The sequence below is a fragment of the Flavobacterium filum DSM 17961 genome (genome assembly GCF_000425465.1).
Taxonomy (GTDB): domain Bacteria; phylum Bacteroidota; class Bacteroidia; order Flavobacteriales; family Flavobacteriaceae; genus Flavobacterium; species Flavobacterium filum.
The window spans coordinates 99,586-121,906 of record NZ_AUDM01000004.1 but is presented as its reverse complement, the minus strand read 5'-3'; the positions used below and the strand labels follow the sequence as shown (position 1 = coordinate 121,906).

The 22,321-nt window shown below is 33.9% G+C and carries 19 protein-coding genes; 9 read left to right on the top strand and 10 right to left on the bottom strand.

Annotation, left to right across the window (positions count from 1 at the left end; translation table 11 throughout):
• The first annotated feature begins 25 nt into the window (after positions 1 to 25).
• The 6 genes from H601_RS0101990 to H601_RS0101965 all read left to right on the top strand — a co-directional run bounded on the left by H601_RS0101990 (position 26) and on the right by H601_RS0101965 (position 7,373).
• The gene (locus H601_RS0101990) at positions 26 to 991 is read left to right on the top strand and encodes an MlaD family protein (RefSeq protein WP_026709955.1); all 966 of its coding nucleotides are present in this window, start codon (positions 26 to 28) and stop codon (positions 989 to 991) included.
• 6 nt (positions 992 to 997) lie between these two features.
• Positions 998 to 2,323, top strand: a complete 1,326-nt coding sequence (locus H601_RS0101985) for a 4Fe-4S dicluster domain-containing protein (RefSeq protein ID WP_026709954.1) — start codon at positions 998 to 1,000, stop codon at positions 2,321 to 2,323.
• 78 nt (positions 2,324 to 2,401) lie between these two features.
• Complete coding sequence (locus H601_RS0101980; RefSeq protein ID WP_026709953.1) at positions 2,402 to 2,848, top strand: LNS2 domain-containing protein; 447 nt, start codon at positions 2,402 to 2,404, stop codon at positions 2,846 to 2,848.
• Positions 2,849 to 2,924: 76 nt separating this feature from the next.
• A complete protein-coding gene (locus H601_RS0101975; RefSeq protein ID WP_026709952.1) occupies positions 2,925 to 3,716 on the top strand; it encodes a (Fe-S)-binding protein in 792 nt (263 codons plus the stop codon).
• 85 nt (positions 3,717 to 3,801) lie between these two features.
• On the top strand, positions 3,802 to 4,284 hold the full coding sequence (locus H601_RS0101970) for a hypothetical protein (protein WP_026709951.1): 483 nt from the start codon (positions 3,802 to 3,804) through the stop codon (positions 4,282 to 4,284).
• An 83-nt stretch (positions 4,285 to 4,367) separates the two neighbouring features.
• The gene (locus tag H601_RS0101965; RefSeq protein WP_026709950.1) at positions 4,368 to 7,373 is read left to right on the top strand and encodes a serine hydrolase domain-containing protein; all 3,006 of its coding nucleotides are present in this window, start codon (positions 4,368 to 4,370) and stop codon (positions 7,371 to 7,373) included.
• A 9-nt stretch (positions 7,374 to 7,382) separates the two neighbouring features.
• On the opposite strand, the gene H601_RS0101960 is transcribed toward H601_RS0101965, so the two are convergent.
• Positions 7,383 to 7,775: a hypothetical protein gene (locus tag H601_RS0101960; RefSeq protein WP_026709949.1), complete on the bottom strand. Its 393-nt coding sequence runs from the start codon at positions 7,773 to 7,775 to the stop codon at positions 7,383 to 7,385.
• 86 nt (positions 7,776 to 7,861) lie between these two features.
• Positions 7,862 to 8,509 carry an orotate phosphoribosyltransferase gene (gene pyrE / locus H601_RS0101955; protein WP_026709948.1) on the bottom strand — a complete coding sequence of 216 codons (648 nt, stop codon included), beginning with the start codon at positions 8,507 to 8,509 and terminating at the stop codon, positions 7,862 to 7,864.
• 7 nt (positions 8,510 to 8,516) lie between these two features.
• On the opposite strand from pyrE, the gene H601_RS0101950 reads away from it, so the two are divergent.
• On the top strand, positions 8,517 to 9,113 hold the full coding sequence (locus tag H601_RS0101950; protein WP_026709947.1) for an NUDIX hydrolase: 597 nt from the start codon (positions 8,517 to 8,519) through the stop codon (positions 9,111 to 9,113).
• On the opposite strand, the gene H601_RS0101945 is transcribed toward H601_RS0101950, so the two are convergent.
• From H601_RS0101945 to H601_RS0101925, 5 genes are read right to left on the bottom strand one after another with little or no spacing between them, the layout of a single operon-like run.
• Positions 9,114 to 10,844 carry a M14 family metallopeptidase gene (locus tag H601_RS0101945; protein WP_035655375.1) on the bottom strand — a complete coding sequence of 577 codons (1,731 nt, stop codon included), beginning with the start codon at positions 10,842 to 10,844 and terminating at the stop codon, positions 9,114 to 9,116. It abuts the gene before it with no gap.
• A 4-nt stretch (positions 10,845 to 10,848) separates the two neighbouring features.
• A complete protein-coding gene (gene coaD, locus H601_RS0101940; RefSeq protein ID WP_026709945.1) occupies positions 10,849 to 11,304 on the bottom strand; it encodes a pantetheine-phosphate adenylyltransferase in 456 nt (151 codons plus the stop codon).
• An 11-nt stretch (positions 11,305 to 11,315) separates the two neighbouring features.
• Positions 11,316 to 11,657 carry a DUF5615 family PIN-like protein gene (locus H601_RS0101935; RefSeq protein WP_026709944.1) on the bottom strand — a complete coding sequence of 114 codons (342 nt, stop codon included), beginning with the start codon at positions 11,655 to 11,657 and terminating at the stop codon, positions 11,316 to 11,318.
• Positions 11,654 to 11,878, bottom strand: coding sequence for a DUF433 domain-containing protein (locus tag H601_RS0101930; RefSeq protein ID WP_035655373.1), 225 nt, complete (start codon positions 11,876 to 11,878; stop codon positions 11,654 to 11,656). The genes H601_RS0101935 and H601_RS0101930 overlap by 4 nt, the downstream gene beginning before the upstream one ends.
• Positions 11,879 to 11,903: 25 nt before the next feature.
• Positions 11,904 to 12,878, bottom strand: a complete 975-nt coding sequence (locus H601_RS0101925; RefSeq protein WP_026709942.1) for a D-alanine--D-alanine ligase — start codon at positions 12,876 to 12,878, stop codon at positions 11,904 to 11,906.
• A gap of 105 nt (positions 12,879 to 12,983) precedes the next feature.
• On the opposite strand from H601_RS0101925, the gene H601_RS0101920 reads away from it, so the two are divergent.
• Together H601_RS0101920 and H601_RS0101915 are read left to right on the top strand one after the other, a co-directional pair.
• Complete coding sequence (locus H601_RS0101920; RefSeq protein WP_026709941.1) at positions 12,984 to 13,592, top strand: PASTA domain-containing protein; 609 nt, start codon at positions 12,984 to 12,986, stop codon at positions 13,590 to 13,592.
• Positions 13,592 to 14,635, top strand: coding sequence for an RluA family pseudouridine synthase (locus H601_RS0101915; RefSeq protein ID WP_026709940.1), 1,044 nt, complete (start codon positions 13,592 to 13,594; stop codon positions 14,633 to 14,635). Before H601_RS0101920 ends, H601_RS0101915 begins: the two co-directional genes overlap by 1 nt.
• Before the next feature lie 4 nt (positions 14,636 to 14,639).
• Here H601_RS0101915 and H601_RS0101910 read toward each other — a convergent pair whose 3' ends face one another.
• The 3 genes from H601_RS0101910 to purL all read right to left on the bottom strand — a co-directional run bounded on the left by H601_RS0101910 (position 14,640) and on the right by purL (position 22,198).
• Entirely contained in the window at positions 14,640 to 16,415 is a 1,776-nt protein-coding gene (locus H601_RS0101910) for an AMP-dependent synthetase/ligase (RefSeq protein ID WP_026709939.1), read from the bottom strand.
• A 115-nt stretch (positions 16,416 to 16,530) separates the two neighbouring features.
• Complete coding sequence (locus tag H601_RS0101905; RefSeq protein ID WP_026709938.1) at positions 16,531 to 18,465, bottom strand: LTA synthase family protein; 1,935 nt, start codon at positions 18,463 to 18,465, stop codon at positions 16,531 to 16,533.
• Positions 18,466 to 18,529: 64 nt separating this feature from the next.
• Positions 18,530 to 22,198 carry a phosphoribosylformylglycinamidine synthase gene (purL, locus tag H601_RS0101900; protein ID WP_026709937.1) on the bottom strand — a complete coding sequence of 1,223 codons (3,669 nt, stop codon included), beginning with the start codon at positions 22,196 to 22,198 and terminating at the stop codon, positions 18,530 to 18,532.
• Positions 22,199 to 22,321: the final 123 nt, after the last annotated feature.

Genomic DNA, 22,321 nt, shown 5'->3' with positions numbered 1-22,321 from the left:
ATACATTTGTAAAAAATAAATTGCATTGAAACTATCAAGAGAAATAAAAACTGCCATTCTGGTTATATCAGCCATTTTATTATTTATTTGGGGATATAGTTTTTTAAAAGGAACTGATATTTTGTCCAATCATAAAACAATATATGTTTTATATGATGATGTAGAAGGACTTATGTCTTCTTCACCGGTAACCATTAATGGATTAATAATAGGTAAAGTAAAAAACATACAATTTTCTGATGATTCAGGAAAGTTATTAGTAGAACTTCAAATTAATTCGGATTTTAAAATTTCTAAATCTAGTTTAGCCAGAATTTATGAACCGGGATTAATAGGTGGTAAGCAGATTCAAATAGTTCCCAACCTTGACGATAAAACTTTTATTGAGGATGGTGGTTATCTAAAAGGTGGTGTTAAGCCCGGTTTAACGGAATTGGTTTCTGAAAAATTAGCACCCTTACAAGAGAAAATTGAAAAAGCAATGGAAAGTGCTGATTTAGTTTTATTGAATGTAAACAGTTTATTGGATGAAAAAGCCAAAAATGATTTAAAGAAAAGTTTTAGCGAGTTAAGTGAAACACTTGCGGCATTAAATCAAGCATCAAATGGAGCAAATGAGCTTATTTCTTCCAACAAAGGAAAATTAAATAATGTGGTTACCAATTTTGAAAAAGTTTCTTCCAATTTTGAAAAAATTTCTGATTCTCTAGCTCAAGCTAATCTTAAACAAACGGTTCAAAATTTAGAAAAAACATTGGCAAGTGTAGATAAAATAATGGCTAACCTTGAAGCCGGAAATGGTACAATGGGTAAATTATTGAAAGATGATAAGATGTATGAAAATTTTACCAAATCATCCAAAGAATTGGAACTTTTGCTACAAGATTTACGTTTAAATCCTACACGATATGTAAATGTTTCTTTATTCGGTAAGAAAAACAAACCTTACGTAGCACCTAAAGAAACCGATTCAACTCAAACTAAAAAATAAGTTTTTATGAGTTATTTAGATAATATTTTATTTGCGATTCTTTTAGCAATTGGATTTGGATATTTTGCCATCAATGTCAAAAAATTAATCCGAAATATCAAATTAGGACAAGATGTAAACCGAAAAGACAGCCCGTCTGAGCGATGGAAAAATATGGCTATGATTGCTTTGGGGCAATCCAAAATGGTAAAAAGACCTATCGCCGGAATACTTCATATAATTGTGTATATTGGATTTATAATCATAAACTTAGAGATGTTAGAAATCATTATTGATGGCTTGTTTGGAACACATCGAGTTTTTGCATTCATGGGAGGATTTTACAATATTTTAATCGCTTCTTTTGAAATATTAGCTGTTTTAGTAGTGGTTGCTGTCATCCTTTTCTGGACAAGAAGAAATGTAATCAAATTAAAGCGTTTTATCAGTTCTGATTTAAAAGCATGGCCCAAAAGTGATGCCAATTACATTTTATATTTTGAAATTGTATTGATGTCTTTGTTTCTTCTTATGAATGCAGCAGATCTTTGGTTGCAACAAATGGAAGTACATCACTACAATGAAGCGGGGAGTTTTCCGGTGAGTCAATTTATTGCACCGCTTTTCAATGGCTTTTCAGAGGGAGTTGTGATAGTAATTGAACGTGCCGCTTGGTGGTTACACATTTGTGGGATTTTAATTTTCTTAAATTATTTATATTTTTCAAAACATCTGCATATCCTTTTAGCTTTCCCAAATACGTATTTTGCCGATTTAAATGCGAAAGGAAAGTTTGATAATTTAGAAAGTGTTACCAACGAAGTAAAATTAATGTTGGATCCTAGTGCCGATCCTTTTGCCGCTCCTGCCAATCCTGATGCTGTTCCGGCTAAGTTTGGTGCCAGTGATGTTCAAGACTTGAATTGGGTTCAGTTACTTAATGCCTATACGTGTACAGAATGTGGTCGATGTACTTCTTCTTGTCCGGCCAATCAAACCGGAAAGAAATTGTCTCCACGAAAAATAATGATGGATACTCGTGATCGACTGGAAGAAGTGGGTAAAAACATCGATGCCAATAAAGGTGTTTTTGTACCGGATAATAAATACTTATTAAATGATTACATCACTCCGGAAGAACTATGGGCGTGTACTTCTTGCAATGCTTGTGTAGAAGAATGTCCGGTAAATATTAGTCCGTTATCCATTATTATGGACATGAGAAGATATTTGGTCATGGAACAAAGTGCTGCTCCTATGTCGCTCAATGCTATGATGACTAATATAGAAAACAACGGAGCTCCATGGCAATACAATCAAATGGACCGATTAAACTGGAAAGACGAAAATTAATATAAACCAAACAATTTCCCATATATGTGAGGCTTGGGGAGGTGTTTAATGCATGTGAAACAAATTAAAATTTAAAAAATGAAAGCGGAAGACATTGAAAAGAAATTACAAACGGTGACCGAAAATGGTCAACATTTAAGCCCAATTTTACCTCCGGGAATTAAAAATTATTTGATTGATATTGACGGTACCATTTGCGACGATATTCCAAACGAAGAACCCGAGCGAATGTTGACAGCAGAAGTGTATCCGGATGCTTTAAAAACGTTGAATAAATGGTATGATGAAGGTCACATCATTTTCTTTTTTACATCCAGAACCGAAGCTCACAGAGAATATACCGAAATTTGGTTAAAAAAACACGGATTCAAATACCATGGAATGGTAATGGGAAAACCAAGAGGTGGGAATTACCATTGGATTGACAACCATTTAGTAAAAGCCACTCGTTACAGAGGAAAATTTACCGATTTGGTTGAAAAAGAAGTAACCATTCAGGTTTTTGATGACGAACATCATGAATAATTAACGATTTTTAGATTATTAGATTATCAGTTCATCTGAAAATCCAATAATCCAACAATCTAAAAAACTATAAAGCATGGCAGAAAATCTAATGGTGCCAACCATGGCAGAAATGATGGCTCAAGGCAAACAACCCGAAGTTTTATTTTGGGTGGGTTGTGCCGGTAGTTTTGACGATAGAGCCAAAAAAATTACCAAAGCTTTTGTACGGATTTTAAACCGTGCCAATGTTTCTTTTGCCGTTTTAGGAACAGAAGAAAGTTGCACCGGTGATCCGGCAAAGAGAGCCGGAAACGAATTTTTGTTTCAAATGCAAGCCATGATGAATATTCAAGTGATGGATGCTTATGAAGTAAAAAAAATCGTGACGGCTTGTCCACACTGTTTCAATACATTAAAAAATGAATATCCGGAACTTGGCGGTACTTATGAAGTGGTGCATCATACCCAATTTTTAAAATCGTTATTGGATGAGGGTCGTCTAACGATTGAAGGCGGCCAATTCAAAGGGAAACGAATCACTTTTCATGATCCTTGCTATTTAGGAAGAGCCAACAATGTGTATGAAGCACCTCGTGATTTGATTCAAAAGCTGGATGTTGAATTACTAGAAATGAAACGTTCTCGTGCCAATGGTTTATGTTGTGGAGCAGGAGGAGCCCAAATGTTTAAAGATGCCGAACCCGGTAATAAAGAAGTAAATATCGAACGTACCGAAGATGCATTGGAAACAAAACCGGATATTATTGCAGCGGGTTGTCCCTTTTGCAATACCATGATGACTGATGGTGTGAAAAATAAAGAAAAAGAAGCCTCAATAAAAGTCATGGATGTGGCTGAGTTGATTGCAAACGCACAAGATTTATAAATTAGGTAATGGGTGATGGGTTATGGGTAAAGGGAATTTTTTCTAACCTATCACCAATTACCCATTACTCTTTACCAAAAAAATAATGTATATTCCTTTTGAAAACCTTCCTGAAGAATCCCGAATTTGGATTTACCAATCCAACCGAAAATTTTCGGATGATGAAGTTACAGAAATAGAAAACGATTTAAAAGCTTTTGTTGAAGACTGGTCTGCTCATGGCACGTCTTTAGAAGCTTCTTTTATCCTTCAATACAATCGATTTATTATATTAGCTGTAAATCAAGAAGTACAGCAAGCCACCGGATGTTCTATTGATAAGTCAGTTGAATTCATTCAAGCCTTGGAACAAAAATACAAGGTTGATTTATTAGATAAAATGAACGTGACTTATCGTCAAGGCGAATATATCACGCATAAATCGTTGCTAGATTTTAAACGTATGGCGAAAGAAAAAGCAGTTTCTTCTAACACTATTGTTTTTAATAACTTAGTTAATACCATTGAAGAATGGAAAGAAAGTTGGGAAATTCCCGCTGCGGAAAGTTGGCATAGTCGCTTTTTTTAATTTAACTTCACAGAATTATAATTTTAGCTTAAATTACTGCGTTAGTCATAAAAAGGCATTAAAATTGACGTCTTTGAAATATTATGAATAGTAAATATTTTAAAATAGTTCCGTTGATACTTGTTTTGATTGTGGTTGTTAATTGTGCAACCAATAAAATCAAGCAAAAACCTTTGGCTATTCATGAACCAACTCAAACACATCAAAAAGATACTTTTCCTAAATTAGAATATCAGCATTCAGTTTCATTTAACTATTCCGTTCCAACTACTGACGAAAAGAAATGGGTGGATAGTATTTATAATGCTCTTTCTTTAGAAGAAAAAATAGGTCAGCTTTTTATGGTGGCGGCTTATTCCAACAAAGATTCAGCTCATATAAAATCATTAGATAAATTAATCACTGAACAAAAAATAGGTGGATTAATTTTTTTCCAAGGCGGACCCGTTCGTCAGGCAAAAATGACCAACCGCTTTCAAAAATTATCAAAAACCCCTTTGTTTATTGGTATAGATGCCGAGTGGGGACTGAGTATGCGTTTGGATTCGGTAACAAAATTTCCTTGGAACATGACTTTAGGAGCCATTCAAGACTTGAAACTTATTGAAGAAGTTGGGAAACAAATGGCACTACAATCCAAACAACTTGGAGTTCATTTTAATTTTGCTCCTGTTTTAGATATCAATACCAATCCCAAGAATCCAATTATCGGAAACCGTTCTTTTGGTGAAGATAAAGATCGAGTAACTGATAGAGCTTTGGCTTTGATGATTGGTTTACAAAACAATGGTGTTTTTGCCACAGGGAAACATTTTCCGGGACATGGAGCTACTTCAACCGATTCACATTATACTTTACCGGTTATCAATTTTACGCAAGAACACATTCGGAATGTAGAATTGTATCCGTATAAAAAACTTATCAACAAAGGATTAGCCAGTGTAATGGTTGCTCATTTAGAAGTACCTGCTTTTGAAACCCGTAAAGGATACCCTTCTTCCATTTCAAATGTAATTGTGACCGATTTATTAAAAGAGGAATTGAATTTTAAAGGATTAATTTTTACCGATGCCTTAAATATGAAAGGGGCGAGTAATTTTAAAAGTCCAGGAGATATTGACTTAGCCGCTTTTCAAGCCGGAAATGATATTTTGCTATTTCCGGAAAATGTTCCGATTGCAGTTCAAAAAATTAAAGAAGCTTACGAACAAAATTTGATTACCGAAGAACGCCTTACCCATTCAGTAAAAAAAATACTGCATTATAAATTCAAAGCAGGTTTGTCTAAAGTAAAACCAATTGATTTAACGAATCTTTCTAAATCAATCAATAATGAGGAGACGAATGCTTTATTATATAAACTGTATGAAAATAGTATCACTGTATTAAAGAACAAATTGAGTATTTTACCCATAAAAAACATTGAAAAAGAAAATATTGCATATCTGAAAATGGGTGATGATTCAAAAGGAATTTTTCTTGAAACACTTTCAAAATATGCAGAAGTCGAAGAAATTTCGAATGAAAATTTGGATTCATTACTACTTCAATTAGCAGATTTTAATAAAGTAATAATCGGTTATCATAAAGCTGATGGTGCTTGGAAAAAACATGATTTTTCTGTAAAGGAATTACAATGGATTTCCGAAATAGCTAAACGTAAAAAAGTTATTTTCACAGGTTTTGTAAAACCTTATGCTTTAAGTTCGATTACAAGTTTTGAAGATTTAGACGGTATTATTGTAGCCTATCAAAATAATGAAATTGCTCAAACAGTCGCAGCGGAAATAATTTTTGGAGCTATTGATGCGAAAGGTTTTTTGCCGGTTAGCATCAATGAAGAATTCAAAGTAAATCATGGATTGAAAACAGAAACAATAAATCGATTGGGTTTTACACATCCTCTAAATGTTGACATGAATCCGACAATTTTAGCTAAAATTGACGATATTATGCAAAAAACTATCGATGCCAAAATGATACCCGGTGGTCAAATTCTTGTGGCTAGAAAAGGGAAAGTAATTTATCAAAAAGCGTTTGGTTATCACACTTTTTCAAATAAAACAAGTGTGAAAAATTCGGATATTTATGATGTAGCTTCATTAACTAAAATAGTTTCAACATTGCCAATCACAATGCAATTATATGATAAAAAGAAAGTTACTTTAGAGACAAAAGTAGGAGATATGCTTCCTGTTTTTAAAGGAACCGATAAAGAGAACATTATTTTTAAAGATTTGCTTTCTCATTATGCACAATTGCAAGCGTGGTTGCCTTTTTACAAGCAAACACTAACAGCCGACAGAAAGCCATCTGATAAATATTATAGAAAGCTATACAGCGAAGAATTTCCTTATCAAGTTGCTGAAAATTTGTATTTGAGAAAAGATTATCAAGATTCGATATTACAAACCATTGCAAATAGTAAGTTGTTGCCCAAAAAGGAATACAAATACAGTGATTTTACATTTATCATTCTGAAAAATTTTATCGAAAAATCTACAAGTAAATCATTAGATGAATTAAGTGAACAAGGGTTCTATGCCAAAATAGGGGCAAATAATACACTTTATAATCCGTTGAAAAAATTTGATATGAGTGTTATTCCGCCCACAGAAGAAGATAATTATTTTAGATACCAAACCATTCAAGGATATGTACATGATATGGCTGCAGCAATGGAAGGTGGAATAGGTGGACATGCCGGAATTTTCTCCAATGCAATGGATATGGCTAAAATGATGCAACTTTTTCTCCAAAAAGGTAATTATGGTGGTCAGCAATTTTTCTCTGAAGAAACCTTTGATGTGTTCAATACTTGTTATTACTGTCCGGAAGGCAACCGACGCGGAATAGGCTTTGATAAACCTCAATTGGGTAAGTCCGGTCCAACATGTGGATGTGCATCAATGACTAGTTTTGGCCATACCGGATTTACGGGAACTATGGCTTGGGCAGATCCTGAAAAAGAATTAGTATATATATTTCTATCCAATCGAACCTATCCCAATGCGGATAAAAACTTACTTTCCCAAAATAACATAAGAGAAAATATACAGCAAGTGATTTACGATGCGATTATCAAATAATAGAATAGTCTATAATTTTTTCATATTGGACGCAAGTGTCTCAATAAATTTTGAGATTGGCCCTTTGATCATCATCGCCATCATAGGGTTGAAATCACCATCAAAAACCAATTGCACCTCCGAACTATTTTCAGTTAATGTATGAATGTTTCCGGTTAAAGTAAAGGGTAATTTATCAGAAGCAGCTCCCAAAACAACTTGACTTGGAGTATTTTTTTCCTTCATTTTCAATTTGATTTCCGGCATTCCTTTTAAACCGAAGATAAAAGAATCTTCTCCGGTTACTTCAAATTTGGCGATGGTATCCGGCATTAATTTTTCAAAATTGCGAACATCACTCAAGGATTCAAATAAATACTGAGCTGATTTTTCTACGGTAACTTTTGGGCTTTCTAAATTCATTTTTTTTTTCAGTTGTCTGTTGTCTGTTGACGGTAAACGGATAATCTATTTTCTATATTCTATTCTCTATATTCTAATTTCTTTTCTCAAACCTCCACACCCCAAGTAGATGGGCTTACTCGCCATTCTTGCAAAGTATGTTGTTCTTCTTCGGTGATGTATTTTTTGGCAACGGCCAATTCTAATAAATTGTCATAATTAGACAACGTATGCAACGTTACTTTAGCTTTTTTGAAGTTTTCAGTCGAAACATCAAATCCGTAAGTAAATATAGCAACCATTCCTTTTACATTTGCACCGGCTTCTTTTAAGGCTTCAACGGCCAATAAACTACTATTTCCGGTACTGATTAAATCTTCTACCACTACCACATTTTGTCCTTTTTGCAAAAAACCTTCTACTTGGTTTTGACGACCGTGTTTTTTAGGTTCCGGACGAACGTAAACAAAGGGTAGTCCCATGTATTCGGCAACTAACATTCCAATACCTATGGCACCGGTGGCGACACCTGCAATAACATCGGGTTTTCCAAATTCTTTTTCAATGTTTTTGGAAAATTCCTCCCGAATATAATTTCGAATCGGTGGAAATGAGAGCGTTACGCGGTTATCACAATAAATAGGAGATTTCCATCCGGAAGCCCATGTAAAAGGATTTTTTGGATTTAATTTAATTGCGTTTATTTGTAAAAGCAATTCGGCTGTTTTTTTAGCTGTATCTTTATTAAAAATCATAGTACAAATGTATAAAGTTTTTGTGAACGACAAGCCACTTTTTTTGACAAATCAGATACAAAAAGAAACTGATTTTCAATTGTTTTTATTGGATAGTGTTGATATCAAACAACTTATCATCAAAATCTTTAAAAATAAAGTGGATAAAGCTTTTTTATACCATCCGGATGAAAAAGAAATTCTTAAAAAATTGAAAGCTAAAATTCCGGTTGAAAAAGCCGGTGGCGGATTGGTTTTTAATGATAAAAATGAAGTTTTATTCATTTATCGCAATAAAAAATGGGACTTACCTAAAGGTGGAATTGAAAAAGGTGAAGAAATTGAAGATACAGCCCTTCGTGAAGTAGAAGAAGAAACCGGAGTAAAAAATTTGAAGATCACACGTAAATTATCGAAAACCTATCATATTTTCAAACGTAACGGTCGTTATAAATTGAAAATTACCCATTGGTTTGAAATGAAAACGTCCTTTTCCGGAAAAATGACAGGGCAATTGGAAGAAGGCATTGAAAAAGTAGAATGGGTCAAACCTGAAAACATTGCTTCGTGTTTGACCAATTCTTATGAAAATATTAAACTGTTATTTGAGAAAGAAACGATTTAATTATTTTAAAATTCTATAAACCGGGTAGGTAAGGTGAGAGGCCTCATAATAAGCCGAATTTTTATAAATCCAGTCCAATTGAGCCGAGCCATTTTCAGCAAATGCTTTGTCTTCGACTTTTTTCTTATCCAATTTTTCCTTTAAAGATGGATTCTTCTTTAAAATCTCAACAGCCAAATCTTCGAATACATACGCAGAATAACCTTCTTTTTGTTGCAAAACCGCATCAAAAAAGTTCCAATTAAAAAAGGAATCCGGAGCTTCGGGTTCTAATGTTTCCAATAAATATTTCACGCCAAATTGTTGAGTGGAAATGATATAGTCTCCTTTTTGGAATGAAACTTTTTCTATGGATTTAGTTACTGTTGTATTCGAATGTTGGTAATGCCCTTCATAAGCATTTGAACTCGTCTTGTAATCTGCAATTTTATATTTTTCTACTTCAATAATAGTGTCGTTTTCCAATTGCGTCATTTCAATTTGATTGAGTTTTAACAAACCCAGAACATTCCACCACGATTTCGGAATTACATAGGCTGATGGAATAGTTACGCTTTTGGTGGGAACATAAGAAGTGTAATAAGGTATTTGCTTTTTAAAGGGTTTCTTTTGGTCATAAAACAGTCGGTCTTTACCGGATATTTCGCTTTTCTTGTAACCGGATTCAAAACCTAAAAATTCAATTTGTTCCACTTTTGTACTGTCAATTTTCCACTGTAAAGGATAAGATTTTCCGACAGAAAAGGTCTTTGCATTATCCTTTTTTAACGTTTTAATTTTTTGAAAATTATTGTCGGTATAGTTCAACGTTTCCACCATAAATTCATAGGTGACTTTAACCCGATCTTCATATTTTTTGAGCATGTGTGTTTCCGGCATATATCCTATTGTATGAAATAAAGAGGTATAACCGGTTGAATATCTGGGTAAATCCATCATTTGTGAAAACCCTTTATCCGGTGTTGATCCATAAACCGTTACATACGGAATACTTTCAATTTTCTTTTTCAATAACTGTTTTCTGAGGGCCGGTGTCATTTCATTTTGTAAAAAGAGGCCTAAATCTGAACCTAATTTTTGATGTTGTGTCTGAATATAAGTAAACACATATTGATAATCGGCACCATTGCTCACGTGATTATCAATAAATACATCCGGTTTTACGAGATGAAAAATTTCGGCAAAACTTCTAGCATTTTTGGTATCTGATTTTACAAAATCACGATTCAAATCATAGTTTCTGGCATTTCCTCTGAAACCATACGCTTCCGGACCGTTTTGATTGGCTCTTGAAAAGGAATTTCTATTGAATGTTCCACCAATATTATAAAAAGGAATCATGGCCACAATCGTGTTTTTTGGAGCTGGAATTTTTTGAAAAACCAAATCCCGAAAAAGCATCATTGAAGCATCCACACCATCGGGTTCACCAGGATGAATGTTATTATTAATCAATAAAATGGCTTTCGATTGATTTTTTGAAAGATCAAAATTGCGAACCGGATTATACAGCAAAAGATGTAAAGGCTCACCAGAATCGGTTAGTCCCATTTCTTTGATTTCTAATGTGTTGTATTGAGCAGCTAATCTTTTGTAAAAAAGCATCGCTTCTTCATAAGTCGCGGTTTGATTTTTATTTCCTTTTTCATAAGGTGTTTGCCAATTGGAATTTTGAGCAAAAACAAAAAAGGGTAAAATAAATAGAAAAAAAGCTAGTTTTGATTGGAACATAAAGTTATTTTATTTTTACTGATTCGGGAACTAAAACCGTGAAGTCGCCACCGTTTCTGATAACATCGCGAACGATGCTTGAACTTATATACGAAGTTTTTGAGGCCGTCAACAAGAAAACGGTTTCAATTTTTGATAATCGTCGGTTGGTATGGGCAATGGCTTTTTCAAATTCAAAATCGGCCGGATTGCGTAAACCACGCAAAATGAACTCTGCTTTTTCTTTTTTGCATAAATCGATGGTTAATCCTTCGTAGGTAATGACGCGAACTTTGGGCTCATCTTTGAAAGCTTCTTCAATAAATTTTTTGCGTTCATCTAGCGAAAACATGTATTTTTTTTCAGCATTAACTCCAATAGCAACGATGACTTCATCAAACAATGAAATACCACGTTGTATGATATCAAAATGCCCTAATGTAATTGGGTCAAACGAACCGGGGAATATTGCTTTTTTCATTTCAATAGATTTTATTTGATTTCTAAACAAGCTATTTCAGAATACGCTTCAGATTGAATGAAATCAGAAATTAGAGCGTGTTTTGAATTTAAAATTAAGGCAATGAAATCGGTTTTTGTGTTACCGAAACGTAACCAGATAATCTTGGGTGGAAAACCTTTAAACTTTGATAAATCATAAAAATCACCGTCAAATGTTACAATTGTAAAGTCATTTTTATGAGCATATTTCCAAATTTCAATATCCGTGAAGTTTTCAATTCCTAGCTGTCTCACTTGTTTTGCCTCAGGAAAATTTATATCTATTTTAGATAGAATTCTAAAGGAAATATTTTGATCGAAAAGTAATTTCACGATGCTATTTGTATTTTATGTTCCTTATCGGCAGCATAAGCCAAACATGCTTTTATTTGTTCCTCATTGAGTTCAGGATAATCTTTTATGATATCACTTACATTCATTCCATTTGCTAACCAATTTAAAACATCATAAACCGTAATTCTTGTTCCGGAAATGATAGGTTTTCCAAAACGAACCTCAGCATTAATGGTGATATATTTTTTATAATCAATCATGATTTTTTGTTTAAAGATAAATATTTTATCGTAACAATGCCAATTCAATGGCGTTATCAAACAATTCCGTTAACGAAATTCCGGCAACTTTAGCTTGCTGTGGCAAAATACTCTCGGTTGTCATCCCCGGAATGGTATTCATTTCCAGCATATAGGGTTCGTTATTTACTATGATGAATTCACTTCGAGAAAAGCCTTTCATTTTCAAAACTTCATAAGCTCTTTTGGCAACTGTTTCTACTTTTTGTTTTAATTCATCGCTAATTCGGGCCGGAGTAATTTCTTGCGATTTTCCCAAATATTTGGCTTCGTAATCAAAAAAATCATTTTCAGAAACGATTTCTGTGATAGGAAGAACGGTTACTTTTCCTTTGTAATTAATCACTCCAACCGAAACTTCTACACCATCTAAAAAACTTTCGATGATGATTTCGTTATCTTCTTTGTACGCATTTTCTATGGCCGGAAGAAGTTCTTCTAACGATTTAACTTTCGAAATTCCGAAACTCGAACCGGATTTGTTGGGTTTTACAAAACAAGGTAAACCTACCGTTTTGATAATTAAATCGGCATCTATTACATCGCCTAAATTCAAATAATAGGAAGTAGCCGTTTTGATTCCATAAGGTTTTAAAACCGAAAGCAAATCTCTTTTGTTAAAGGTCAAAGCCGATTGGTAATAATCACAACTCGTTTGTGGAATTCCTAATAATTCAAAATAGGCTTGCATTAGGCCGTCTTCACCGGGTGTACCATGAATGGCATTAAAAACGACATCAAATGTTATTTTATCTCCATTTACATCTACAGAAAAATCATTTTTATTAACGGAATATTCAGTACCGGATTCGGTTACATAAACCCATTTTTCTTTGAAAATATGAATTTTAAAAGCCTTGTATTTTGATTTATCTAAATAAGAATAGACAACGCCGCCGCTGGTTAGCGAAATTTGATATTCACTGGAATATCCACCCATGATGATGGCAACATTTTTCATTTGATTGCGTTTGAAAGGTTAGGTTTATGATAAACAAAATTATCATTATTTATTGAAACAAAAAACGGTTTATAATTTTATATCTTTGCAACAAATAAAATAAACATGAGTCTAAGAGCTTATCTAACGAGTAAAATTTTCTTCAAACAAATGATTGCGGCAATTTCTATTGTTTTGGTCATTGCATTTGTGTTCTTTAATATGCTTTCTTATTTTACTAATCATGGTGAAGAAATCACTGTACCTAATTTAGGAAAATTGACAATTGAACAAGTAGAAGAAAAATTAGATAACCTCGATTTAGAATATGTTTTATTAGATACATTAGATTATAACAAAGATTTTCCAAAATTTGCGGTTGTTGAACAAGAACCAAAAGCAGGAGCCAAAGTAAAAGCAAATAGAAAAGTTTATATCAAAATTAACGCTGATGGTTATGCATTTGTTATGCTACCAGATTTAATTGAAAAAACCTACCGTCAAGCAGAACCAACTTTAAAATCAATTGGTTTAGAAGTAGGCAGCATAACGTATAAACCCTATTTGGGTAAAGATATGGTATTAGAAATGCGATATAATGGTCAAAAAGTGAAACCAGGAACAAAAATCATGAAAACTTCTAAAATTGATTTAGTTTTGGGTGACGGAAAAGTAGCTTTTGATGAAACCGAAATAGACAGCCTTTTAAATCAACAAGAAATTGAAGTTCAGTAATGAGTAATTTTAAATCTACTGATTTGGAATCTGAAGATGAGTTGTATGAACACCATCGTTTTGAAGTACCGAAAGGTCAATCAATTGTTCGCATTGATAAATATTTGATGCAAGTAGTTGAAAATACGACTAGAAATAAAATTCAACAAGCCGCAACAGAAGGAAATATTTTGGTTAATGAAGTTGCGGTAAAATCAAATTACAAGGTAAAACCCTTTGATGTCATTCGTTATTTGATGGCACATCCGCCGTATGAATATTTATTGGAACCGGAAGATATTCCTTTGAATATTATTTATGAAGATGATCAATTGTTGGTTATAAATAAAGAAGCCGGAATGGTTGTACATCCCGGTCACGGCAATTATAGCGGAACACTAGTAAATGCATTGGCTTTTCATTTTGAGAATTTACCGATGAATAGTTCCGAACGACCGGGTTTGGTGCATCGTATTGATAAAAATACTTCTGGTTTATTGGTAATTGCTAAGACAGATCATGCCATGGCGTATTTAGCCAAACAGTTTGCCGATAAGACTTCAGAAAGAGAATACATTGCCTTGGTTTGGGGGAATCCTTCGGAAGAAGAAGGTACGATTCGAGGTTTTATTGGAAGACATTTGAAAGACCGCATGCAAATGGCAGTTTTTCAAGACGAAGCTCACGGAAAACCAGCAGTTACCCATTATAAAGTACTAGAACGATTTGGCTATGTAACTTTGATTTCTTGTAAATTAGAAACAGGAAGAACACATCAAATTCGTGCTCACATGAAGCATATCGGTCATCCTTTATTTAACGACCAACGATATGGTGGAGATCAAATTTTGAAAGGAACAACGTTTACAAAATACAAACAGTTTGTTGAAAATTGTTTTAAAATTCTTCCGCGTCAAGCTTTACATGCCAAAACACTTGGTTTTGAGCATCCTACTACAAAGGAATTTAAGCGTTTTGATTCGCCTATTCCAGCTGATTTAACGGAATGCATTGAAAAATGGAGAAATTATTCCAAAACCCATCAACAACCGGAAGAAGAATAAAAAATTATTCTTTATAAATTTTATCGTAAAGGTGTTGGTATTTTTCTTTTACAATTTTCCGTTTCAGTTTCATGGTAGGTGTGAGGTGACCTCCATCAATTGACCAAACATCAGGAGTTAACTCAAATCGTTTGATTTTTTCCCAATTTCCAAATTTTTCATTGGCTTCATTCACTTCTTCTTGAAATCGTTCAATCACTTTAGGATTTTTAACAAGTTCATCATTTGATTCTGTTAAATCAACATGGTGTCTTTTTGCCCATTCTCTTACAAAATCAAAATTAGGTTGAATAAAAGCTCCCGGCATTTTTTCGCCATCCCCAATAACCATAACTTGTTCAATGAAAAAAGATTGTTTTAAACGATTTTCGATTAACTGTGGAGCAATATATTTTCCACCGGAAGTTTTAAACATTTCTTTTTTACGATCGGTAATTCTGAGAAAACCATCATTATCAAATTCGCCAATATCTCCCGTATGAAAATAACCGTCTTTAATGACTTCATTTGTTAAATTTTGGTCTTTGTAATAACCCATCATCACATTTGGTCCTTTACAAAGAATTTCTCCGTCTTCCGCAATTTTTACTTCTACACCTTTTATTAATTTTCCAACGGTACCAATTCTAAATAGTCCGTTTCGCATATCGTTTACAGATATAACCGGAGATGTTTCGGTTAAGCCATAACCTTCCATTACCGGAATTCCGGCAGCTGCAAATACTCTAGCTAAGCGAGGTTGAAGTGCGGCACTTCCTGAAACCATAACATCTAATTTTCCGCCAAGAGCTTCTTTCCATTTACTGAAAATTAATTTTCTGGCTATACCCAATTGTTTTTCATACCACCAACCGTTTTGTCTGTAGGGTTTGTAGCGTAAGCCAAGATTAATCGCCCAGAAAAAAAGCATTTTTTTGATACCGGTCAATTCTGCACCTTTTCCATAAATTTTGTCATATACTTTCTCTAATAATCTTGGCACAACGGTCATTACGTTGGGATGTACTTCTTTTAGATTATCAGTTAATTTTTCGATACTTTCTGCAAAATATACAGAAACGGAATAGTATTGGTAGATGTACAAAATTACCCTTTCAAAAATATGGCAAATAGGCAAAAAACTTAGGGCGGTACTTGTGCCTTCTTTAAAAGGAATTCTGGGAGCACTATCTAAAACATTGGAAACAATATTGTGATGAGAAAGCATTACACCTTTAGGTCTTCCTGTAGTTCCTGAAGTGTAAATGATAGTCGCTAATTCTTCAGGTTTTACATTGTTTTTACGGTCTTCCACCACATCTTGATTGGAAATATCTGAGCCTAATGCTAATAATTCCTTCCAGTTTTTACAACCTGAAATTTCATCAAAAGAAAAAATATCTTTTAATGTTGGGACATTATTTTTTATTGCAATTAATTTATCATAAACAACTTGATCTGAAACGATGCAATAACTCGATTCAGAATGATTTAAAATATATTCGTAATCTTCTGAAGCGATAGTAGGATAAATAGGTACCGTTTGAGCTCCTACTTGCAACGAACCAATGTCAAAAATATTCCATTCCGTTCGATTAGTAGAGGATATTAAGGCTATTTTATCATTTTTTTGAATTCCTAATCGAATAAATGCCCTTGAAATAGCATTCGATTTATCAATATATTCTTGTGTAGAAGTTTTTACCCATTCACCATTGTATTTGGTAACTAAACAGTCCGGAATATTATTTTTTTCCAGTTGATAATAGGGAAAATCAAAAAGGCGGGTTATTGAAATCATCTTTTTATAGAATTTTATGCAAATTAGAGAAAAAACAATGATTTTCAAACCATTTTAATAAAAAAAGGAGTTAAAAATTGTCAACTCCTTGATTTTTATTGATTCATATTCGAATTTATTTTTTACTTGTGCTATATTTTTTTGATTTATAGAGATAATCAGCTAAAATCAAGTGTGCTAGAGCATCATTGGCTAGCTCTTTATTAAGTTTATTGGGCAGTAATAGACTATCTTTTTCTACTTTAAATTGTTTAGGTGCTGCTTTTGGCATCAAGATTACCAAATCATTTTCTACTCTAAAGCCAAAATTATCATGAAATTGCATCAAACTTCGTGGTTTTAATACTTTATCTTGAGTTAAATTTCTTCCTAACATTGGCGTTTCATTTTTCATCCCACAGTAGCCTAAAATAGTAGTTGGAATATCAATTTGACTAGCTTGTTCTTTATATCGTTGACCTTTCGGAATATTTGGTCCAATAAGTAAAGCTGGAATTCTGAATTTTTTTATTGGGACTAAATTATTTCCGTAGGTACGCGTATTATGGTCAGAAATAATAACGAAAATAGTATTCTTGAAATATGCTTCTTTTTTTGCTAATGCTAAAAATTTTCCAATACTAAAGTCGGCATACTTTATTGCATTGTTTACTGTATTTTTCTTTTTATCATACAATTCAATCCGATTATCAGGAAATTCAAAAGGATCGTGATTGGATGTTGAAAAAAGTAGAGAGAAAAATGGTTTATCGCCTAACGTTTTGAAATAATCATTGGCTTTAGTAACCAAATCTTCATCTGAATAACCCCAAGTCCCTTTGAATGCATATTTTTTGCCATCTGCATCAAAATCGGTTTCATCGATGATATTTTCAAATCCATTTCCGCTAAAAAAGGAAGCCATATTGTCAAAATTAGCCATTCCGCCATAAATAAAACTGGTATCAAATCCTTCTTTTTTAAAGATTGATGCAAGTGTGAAAAAGTCATTTTGAGCATTACTTAATTTAACTACACTTTCTGATGGAGTGGGCATGAAGCCACTTACAACCGCTTCAATTCCTCTCACACTTCGGGTACCGGTACAATATAAATTGGTAAAAAGAAGTCCTTCTTGAGTTAATTTATCCAATTCAGGTGTTAGCGGTAACCCTCCTAAAGCACCCACATACTCAGCTCCCAAACTTTCTTGCAAAAAGATTACAACGTTGTATTTTTGATTGTTATCATTTACAACTGCTGTTGGATGAAAAAAATCATAATCATTACTTTTGATTTTTTTGGGATTAAAATCAGTATATTTTTGCACACGACTTACCGCTTCATCAATAGACATTTTACCATACATTTTTATGATGTTTTCTTCATCCTTAATTGAATAAGCCGCAAAACCAATAGTATATAAAGAATTTAAGGCTAATGAATTAACCATTTGATCAGTGGAAAAAACAGCGTTACTTGCATTGATTGGTCGTTTGGATGTTAAACTTGAACGAGCTCCAAAAACCAATAAAAATGCGATAACTGGAAATACAATTAATCGCTCTTTGTAATTTTGAGCGGTTGTGTAAAATAATTTTTTTCTGAACTTAAGTCCTAAAAAAATGGCAATTCCAAGAGTAATAAAAGTAATAATTATTGAAGTTAGATAGCCATTTACTAATGTTCCTAGAACTTCTTTGGGATAAATTAAATAATCAAGAAAGATTCGGTTGGGTCGTGTGTCATATTGATTTACAAAATCTGGTGTAGCTAATTCGCTAAATAAAAGTAAAAGTAAAAAAACTAAAAAGTAATACGATAGTAGTTTAACTACACCTTGAAACCATTTTTTTGGAGTAATCAGCAATATTAAAAAAGGAAGAATTGAAAGATAACTCAACAGAATAATATCAAATCGCAATCCGATTAAAAATAATTGTCCGTAAGATTCTACATCTGTAACACGTTCCAAATGAGTGATGAACAAAAAAAATCTGCTTAGATTTAAAATAATTAAACCTAAGCAGATAAAAACCAAAATTGGTTTTAGAAAAGTAATTAATTTCATAAAAATGTTAAAAAAACCAAAAATATGAAATTATAAGTAAAATATATTTATAAAAACTTAATAATTACTTAATTTTCTCAATCCATTTTCTAGCATTCACAAACGCTTCTATCCAAGGCGAAACTTCATCGTTTCTGTCTTTTGGATAATGTGCCCAATTCCAAGGGAAAGTGGAACGTTCAATATGAGGCATCATTACCAAATGACGACCCGTTTTATCACACATCATGGCTGTATTGAAATCGGAACCATTCGGATTGGCCGGATAATTTTCATAACCATATTTGGCTACAATATGATACTGACTTTCTTCATATGGCAACTTGAATTTTCCTTCGCCATGCGAAATCCAAACGCCTAAAGTTGTTCCTGCCAATGTAGAAAGCATCACCGAATTATTTTCTTGAATTTTTACAGAAGTAAATCCGCTTTCGTGTTTTTGACTGTCGTTGTGATGCATTTTTCCGTGAATTTCATGTTCCGGATTGATGACTTCTAATTCCATAAACAATTGACAACCATTACAAATTCCGACAGATAAAGTATCTTCTCGTTTGAAGAAATGATCCAATGCAGTTTTTGCTTTTTCGTTATATAAAAAAGCTCCTGCCCAACCTTTGGCAGAACCCAATACATCTGAATTGGAAAAACCACCCACCGCACCAATAAACTGAATGTCTTCTAAGTTTTCACGACCCGAAATCAAATCGGTCATGTGCACATCTTTTACATCAAATCCGGCTAGATACATGGCGTTTGCCATTTCGCGTTCAGAATTACTTCCTTTTTCACGAATTATGGCTGCTTTTGGTCTTGGTTTTGAAGCATCAATCTCCGGTTTTTTACCATTAAAATGAGATGGAAATTGATACTGTAACGGTTGATTTTTATAATTCACAAAGCGGGCTGCCGCTTTACCGTTTTGGGTTTGTTTTTGATCTAATAAATAAGATGTTTTAAACCAAGTATCTCTGTATTTTTCAATGTCTAACGAATAATTTCCTATCGCTAAACTATTCGAATCGGTTACTTTTCCTAATTTGTAGAAAGTGATATTTTCTTCCTTCAAGAATGATTCAAAAACGCTGTCATCATTCGCTTGAAGCACAATTCCGATATTTTCAGCAAATAAAATTTTCAGCAAATCTTTTTCTTCAAATCCCGAAGTTTCGGGAGTAAAATCGAGTTTCGCACCCAAATGGTTATCCGCAAAACACATTTCTAATAACGTGGTAATCAATCCACCGCTTCCAATATCGTGACCGGCAGCAATTTCATCGTTTTTGATTAATTCCTGAATCACATTGAATGCTTTTTTAAAGAAAGCTGCATTTTTGATGGTTGGCGTTTCTTTTCCAATCGCATTTCTAATTTGTGAAAAGGATGAACCACCCAATTTGAATTCATCTTGCGACAAATTGATATAGTAAATCGAACCAGCATTTTTTTGAAAAACGGGTTCAACTACTTTTGTAATTTCATTACAATTTCCGGCAGCAGAAATAATTACGGTTCCCGGAGCAATAACTTCGGTATCGGCATATTTTTGCTTCATGGAAAGGGAATCTTTTCCGGTTGGAATGTTGATTCCTAATTCGATTGCAAATTCAGAACACGCTTCAACGGCTTCATATAAACGAGCATCTTCACCTTCGTTTTTACAAGCCCACATCCAGTTGGCAGAAAGCGAAACACTTTTTAAACCATCTTTCAAAGGTGCAAAAACAATGTTGGATAAGGCTTCACCAATCGCATTTCGACTTCCGGCTTTTGGGTCGATTAACGCCGAAATAGGCGAGTGGCCAATGGAAGTAGCAATCCCTTCTTTTCCTTTATAATCCAACGCCATTACACCCACATTGTTCAACGGCAATTGAATGGGACCGGCACATTGTTGTTTGGCTACTTTTCCACCAACACAACGATCGACTTTGTTGGTTAACCAATCTTTACAAGCCACAGCTTCTAACTGCAAAACTTGTTCTAAATAGGTTTCAAAGTCGGCTTCTTTATAGTTTATTTCGGTAAAATTGCGTTCTACTGAAACATCTTTCATAATCATTTTTGGAGAACTTCCGAACATATCGGCCAATTCAAAATCCATAGGTTTGGCTCCGGTAGTTTTTGATTCGAAAGTAAAACGATGATAGCCCGTAACTTCTCCCACTTGATACATAGGAGAACGTTCTCTTTCGGCAATGCGTTGCAAGGTTTCAATGTCTTTTTGACCGATAACCAATCCCATTCGTTCCTGACTTTCGTTACCAATAATTTCTTTGGCAGATAAGGTAGGGTCGCCCACAGGCAATTTATCCAAATCGATTAATCCACCAGTCGCTTCTACTAATTCAGATAAACAGTTTAAGTGTCCTCCCGCACCGTGATCGTGAATGGAAACAATCGGATTTTCGTCACTTTCCACCAAACCACGAATGGCATTGGCGGCTCTTTTTTGCATTTCCGGATTAGAACGTTGGATGGCATTTAATTCGATTCCTGACCCAAAAGCTCCAGTATCCGCTGAAGAAACGGCAGCTCCACCCATTCCGATTCGGTAGTTTTCACCACCTAAAATCACAATTTGATCTCCGGTTTTTGGTTCGTGTTTTTGTGCTTGATCGGCTTTTCCGTAGCCAATTCCACCTGCTAACATGATTACTTTATCGAAACCTAATTTTCGGGCTTCTTCTTCGTGTTCAAATGTTAAAACCGAACCGGTAATTAACGGTTGCCCGAATTTATTACCAAAATCAGAAGCACCGTTGGAGGCTTTGATTAAAATATCCATTGGAGTTTGATACAACCATTTACGTTCTTCCATGGCATTTTCCCATGGACGAGTTTCTTCCAAACGAGAATAAGAAGTCATGTAAACCGCAGTTCCGGCTAACGGAAGTGAACCTTGTCCACCGGCAAGTCGGTCTCTGATTTCTCCACCCGAACCGGTTGCTGCTCCGTTAAATGGTTCAACTGTAGTTGGGAAATTATGTGTTTCGGCTTTTATCGAAATAACCGAAGCAAATTCTTTTGTTTGATAAAAATCAGGTTTATCGGCACTTTTGGGAGCAAATTGTTCCACTTTTGGCCCTTTGATAAAAGCGACATTATCTTTGTATGCCGAAACAATATCGTTTGGATTTTCGGCAGATGTTTTTTTGATTAATTTGAATAGGGAAGACGGTTTTTCCTCACCATCAATCACAAATGTACCATTGAAAATTTTGTGACGACAATGTTCTGAATTCACTTGTGAGAAACCAAAAACTTCGGAATCCGTTAAATTGCGTTTGAGTTTTATTGCTAACGTGTTTAAATAATTGACTTCTTCTTCGCTTAATGCCAATCCTTCTTGTTTATTGTAAGCTGCGATATCTTCAATTTCTTTGATGGCTTCGGGTTGAATGTTGATGGTGAAAATATCTTGATGTAATTCCGTATATTTTTGAAACAACATCGGATCAAAATCGGAATGATTGTTTTCAATTTTATGAAATTCTTCAATGCGAATGATACTTTCGATACCCATGTTCTGTGTGATTTCCACAGCATTGGTACTCCAAGGTGTAATCATAGCGGCACGAGGACCAACAAAAAAATCCGCTAAAACGGATTTTTCTATTTTATTTGTATTGCCAAAAAGCCAGTTTAATTTTGAAATGTCCTGAGCCGAAAGTTCGTTTTGCGATTGAACGGCAAAAACAGTTGAACTTTCGTTTCCGAAGAAATGAATCATATAAAAAATATTTGTGTTGTTGTTGGTGCAAATTTACGTTGAAAAAAGGTAGTTTCAAAGTATAGTTATTCACGAAGTTGTAAACAAAAAAAGACTGTTTTTTAAAAACAGTCTTTTTAAAGA

Bases quoted from the DNA above. Each gene is read 5' to 3' on its own strand.
- H601_RS0101985 (WP_026709954.1), top strand. From the start codon at position 998: ATGAGTTATTTAGATAATATTTTATTTGCGATTCTTTTAGCAATTGGA.
- H601_RS0101980 (WP_026709953.1), top strand. From the start codon at position 2,402: ATGAAAGCGGAAGACATTGAAAAGAAATTACAAACGGTGACCGAAAAT.
- H601_RS0101975 (WP_026709952.1), top strand. From the start codon at position 2,925: ATGGCAGAAAATCTAATGGTGCCAACCATGGCAGAAATGATGGCTCAA.
- H601_RS0101970 (WP_026709951.1), top strand. From the start codon at position 3,802: ATGTATATTCCTTTTGAAAACCTTCCTGAAGAATCCCGAATTTGGATT.
- H601_RS0101965 (WP_026709950.1), top strand. From the start codon at position 4,368: ATGAATAGTAAATATTTTAAAATAGTTCCGTTGATACTTGTTTTGATT.
- H601_RS0101960 (WP_026709949.1), bottom strand. From the start codon at position 7,775: ATGAATTTAGAAAGCCCAAAAGTTACCGTAGAAAAATCAGCTCAGTAT.
- pyrE (WP_026709948.1), bottom strand. From the start codon at position 8,509: ATGATTTTTAATAAAGATACAGCTAAAAAAACAGCCGAATTGCTTTTA.
- H601_RS0101950 (WP_026709947.1), top strand. From the start codon at position 8,517: ATGTATAAAGTTTTTGTGAACGACAAGCCACTTTTTTTGACAAATCAG.
- H601_RS0101945 (WP_035655375.1), bottom strand. From the start codon at position 10,844: ATGTTCCAATCAAAACTAGCTTTTTTTCTATTTATTTTACCCTTTTTT.
- coaD (WP_026709945.1), bottom strand. From the start codon at position 11,304: ATGAAAAAAGCAATATTCCCCGGTTCGTTTGACCCAATTACATTAGGG.
- H601_RS0101930 (WP_035655373.1), bottom strand. From the start codon at position 11,878: ATGATTGATTATAAAAAATATATCACCATTAATGCTGAGGTTCGTTTT.
- H601_RS0101925 (WP_026709942.1), bottom strand. From the start codon at position 12,878: ATGAAAAATGTTGCCATCATCATGGGTGGATATTCCAGTGAATATCAA.
- H601_RS0101920 (WP_026709941.1), top strand. From the start codon at position 12,984: ATGAGTCTAAGAGCTTATCTAACGAGTAAAATTTTCTTCAAACAAATG.
- H601_RS0101915 (WP_026709940.1), top strand. From the start codon at position 13,592: ATGAGTAATTTTAAATCTACTGATTTGGAATCTGAAGATGAGTTGTAT.
- H601_RS0101910 (WP_026709939.1), bottom strand. From the start codon at position 16,415: ATGATTTCAATAACCCGCCTTTTTGATTTTCCCTATTATCAACTGGAA.
- H601_RS0101905 (WP_026709938.1), bottom strand. From the start codon at position 18,465: ATGAAATTAATTACTTTTCTAAAACCAATTTTGGTTTTTATCTGCTTA.
- purL (WP_026709937.1), bottom strand. From the start codon at position 22,198: ATGATTCATTTCTTCGGAAACGAAAGTTCAACTGTTTTTGCCGTTCAA.